At 31.6% G+C, this 4,156-nt stretch carries 2 protein-coding genes and 1 pseudogene; 1 reads left to right on the plus strand and 2 read right to left on the minus strand.

What is annotated here, in order from left to right:
• The coding region (locus tag ACFCYN_RS25095; protein ID WP_375952833.1) for a dockerin type I domain-containing protein at window positions 1-2,328 on the plus strand (2,328 nt) is incomplete at its 5' end.
• Window positions 2,329-2,854: 526 nt separating this feature from the next.
• Here ACFCYN_RS25095 and ACFCYN_RS25100 read toward each other — a convergent pair.
• Together ACFCYN_RS25100 and ACFCYN_RS25105 are read right to left on the minus strand one after the other, a co-directional pair.
• Window positions 2,855-2,959: an IS3 family transposase gene (locus ACFCYN_RS25100; RefSeq protein WP_375952836.1), complete on the minus strand. Its 105-nt coding sequence runs from the start codon at window positions 2,957-2,959 to the stop codon at window positions 2,855-2,857.
• A gap of 339 nt (window positions 2,960-3,298) precedes the next feature.
• Window positions 3,299-4,156 (minus strand): annotated as a pseudogene (locus ACFCYN_RS25105) (hypothetical protein); the annotation flags it as partial.

Raw genomic sequence — 4,156 nt, forward strand, 5'->3', positions numbered from 1 at the left:
CAAGCGCACCCTGATTATACACCTTTTGAAGTAAAAGAGGCATTAATGAATACAGCTGATAAAATGAACGGCGATTATTCTGTTAATGAAGTAGGTGCAGGGAGAATTGATGTATATGAGGCAGTTCATTCCGATACTTTACTGAAAGTTATGGACAAAACGAAGAATGAAGTAGACGGCAATTTAGTCGATATCGATGAAGAAACCGGATCAATTGCTTTTGGTACTCACTATTTAGTAGACGCTAAGAATATTCAAGACAGTCGAAAAGTTGTGGTTGAAAATCGTAATAAGCAAGATCAGAAGAAGTTTGATATAAGTGTTAAGTTATTACCAGCAAAAGGTGAAGTTCAAGATGGCGCAAAAAATGGTTTGACTGTAAATGTACCAAGTACGATATCGATAGAAGCAGGAAAATCTGTCGAAATTAATCCAACGATTGTTGTACCAAAAACTGCAAAATCAGGAAGATATGAAGGATACATTTATTTTGTCAATTCAAAGAATCAAGAAGAAAATTATCAAATCCCATTTTCAATTAATATAAGAAATAGTAAAGGGTTTGATTACATGCATGTGAGTAGACCTATGATGACGAATGATCCGGAAATTAGTCATCCTATGGTACAACAATATGTAAATGTGTACTTTAAGCTGTCAAGCCCAGCAACAACGATCGATGTATTAGTGAAAGATGGAAATACAGGCGAACCAATTGGACTTGTAGGAACTTTTGGTTCAAGTAATTTATTGACAGGCAAAGATTATTACTCAGAGGCTTTATTTACTGGTGTAGTGTACCCATTTACAAATGATAAAAAACGACCTATTTCCAATCAAAAAGTAAGGCTGCCTGAAGGCGACTATACCTTTGAAATGATTGCGCATGATGACCAAGGAAAATCATACAGCATGGATTCGAATGTTACGATTGACAATACGCCACCGAAATTAGAAGTAGATATGAAGCCAGGCATTTATGAAGTGAACGATGCAATGTATTCGACAGAACCTGGGTATGATGGACCAGCAATCTGGATCCATGGTAACATATTTGATGCAGGTGTGGATCGACTGAAACAGAAAGGTTTAAATGTTGATCAATCGATTAATGGGGCATTAAATTTTGAATATAGCGTATATAATTCTCGTCTACTTTCAATTGATCCAGATGGGAACTTTAGATTCCCAGTAACTAAGACTGAGGTTGACGGAGTAGGCTTTGTAGATTCGAATTTATTTGCTTTTGATAACGGAACAGCAGCAGAATCTTATCCAAAAGGCATTAAGCGTTACCAGTTTATTAAAGCAGGAACAGAATACGCAGTTCCAACTTATAACAAAGACAAGATTAAACTTGGTGACGAAATTACAATGACATTGAATTTAAACAATATTAAGCAACTTGCTTCTGGAGAGTTCACTGTGCCTTTTTCTAATAACAATTATTCATTCCAAAGTGTAAAAATCAATGATGCATTTAAAAATTATGCTGAGGAGAAAGGTGCTAAAGTAAACTTAACAGCACCAGTTTTGAGTACAGGTTCTGTTAAAGTTGGTGCTTCTATCGATCAAGGAGATTTATCAATTGATAAAGACTTACCATTTATAGATGTTACATTGAAATTGACAAAAGATAATCTATATTTACCAGAAGGATATGGATTTGATGTATCTTCTTTTAAATATAAGAAAACAGCAAATGCTACTACTACGAACTTAATTCGTGTCTATAAAGATAAACCATTTTATGTATTACCAAAACAATCGATGGTGAGCGGAGTTATGTCACCTGAAGCTTTCCTAATACCAGGAACAAACAATAACGATTCTAAGGTGGACTACTCTAAGCTTGGAGCAAAAATATATGCACAAGATGCAAATGGTAAAACTTATGATGTAAGTAGTCTGACAAAAAGTTCATACTTTACATTTAATAACCTACCATTATCAGATAAAGACTATGACATTTATGTGAAAGTACCGGGCCATTTCACTAGTAAACTATCAACAAAAACATTCAAAGACTTCGATGGAGATCTTGCTGGTGCACAAAAGTTAGTAGAAGTGGACAAAAATAGTGCGGGTGATGTAAATGGCGATAATGTCATTGACGTAATGGATGCGATTTATATTCAAACTTATTGGGGAACGAATAAACGTGCTGCGGATATTAACTTTGATGGCGTAGTTGATGAGAAAGATTTTGCATTTGTAGAGAAAAACTACTTAATGCAAAATACAACAATCGCAAATTCACTAGCACCGAAAAAGAAATATAAGTCACAAACAATTGATAGTGTGAAGAAAGATCTAGGCATTAACTAAAAAAAGACTGGAAATTTATAATATTTTTGTTTTAATTGACTCCGGTTTTTTACCGGAGTCTTTCTATATTCATTTTAGAACCTTAAACTAATTATTTCTATTACATATTATTGCACTAAAAATGTAATAGAAAGTTAAAAAGGCGAGGGGGATATTTGCATAAAATAAATAGATTGTAAAAGTACATTTGATTAAAATAGCTTGAATGGAGGATATAAAAGTGCATTTATTCGTTTATCCTTTAGTACTATTAATCTTATTTTTTACTTCGATCATCTTAATACTAGTGGTATTAAAATAATATTAATATAGTCAAAAGATAATTATATTTGTTATGTTACATATTTATTTTATCAATATAGAAAATTTCACATTTTTACGAAATTTTCTTTTTAGAAGAATGGTACTTTTTACATTATTACTATGCCAATAACATAGCATCGATTTACTACTTTGATTAAACTTGAAATCTAAAATAAAATAATTCATAAGAAATCTTTTAAATTATATTATTATAGATAGAATATTAGGCTGTAAATGAATACATTTTCTCAAATTCTTTTGGTGTAACATATCTAAGAGTGGAATAAATTCGTTTTGAATTATAAAAAAGCTCAATGTATTTAAAAATGGATTCCTATGCTTTATGCATAGTCTTGTGCTTTGCTGAGAACTGGAATAGTCGAATTCATTACATTTTCATTCACTATTGTGAAGCTCCGAATTTTGAGCTTCATGGTTGGATAACATATGCGTTTGTATTATAAGGTCGTCCAGTTTAATTTACTGGTTGACCATTCACTCAATGGTTTGGCTGATTTCCTACATCTACTAGGTATTGAGCCGAAAAATTAAAGATTCTTAAAGGTAAAATATTGTTTGAAATTGAAGCCCTGATTTCCTACTGAATAGGAAGTCAGGGCTATTTAAATGATTCCAATGTTATTTTATCGAATGAAATGCTTTTTTATTAAACTAATGGGAAATTATTACGATGAGTGTTTACTATCTTCTTTGCATATGATATCGCTTTTTCAACATTTTGTCTTTCCATGTAATAGTCGAACAGTTTAATTTGATAATGCTCAATTACTAGAGAAATCCCAATTTCCTCATAGTATGGTAAGGCTTCGTTTTCTAAGTAGTGAAAATATTCGTATTCTAAGTTTAGTAGAGTATATTGGTGAAGCTTAAAAATATGGATGTACAATTGTGCGTCGTTTTTTTCTGCTAAAAGTAAACCCTCTTCAACTAAAAGAAGTAAATCTTTAGTTGGTAAAAGATTCCCTTTAGTCATCGTATTAATATATCCTTCAAGAGACCCTAAATAGAATTTTGTCTCTTTATTACGTAATTGCAATGATTTCTGATAATACTCACTAGCCTTCAAATAATGTTTTTTTCTTAGATTATAGTAAGCGAAATTATGGTAAAGAAGATTTAACTGGTAGTGTAGACCGTATTCTAATGACATTTCAATTAGACGATGATAATCTTCTTCACTCGTATTATCGATATCATTTACTTCAAGCTGAATGAGCATAAGGATTTCGGCTTCAATCACTCTAGAAAAGCAACGATTTTCATTGAAAAATTGTAATGCTTTATTGGCATAGTAGTAAGCGAACACTCTAGAATTTGTCGAATGATAGGCATATGCTAGATCGTAATAATACTCTTTATTATGATATTCATTAGTGTTAATTTTTTTCATTAGTGAAATGGCTCTCATGAAATTACTTTGAAATTTGGTTTGATAAATTGCTTTATTATGAAGATGTAAGTTTTCTTCAAATGCACTTAAATATTTTGAACGGTTTAAATACTG

It is taken from the genome of Gottfriedia sp. NPDC056225 (assembly GCF_042267765.1).
Lineage (GTDB): Bacteria > Bacillota > Bacilli > Bacillales > Bacillaceae_G > Gottfriedia.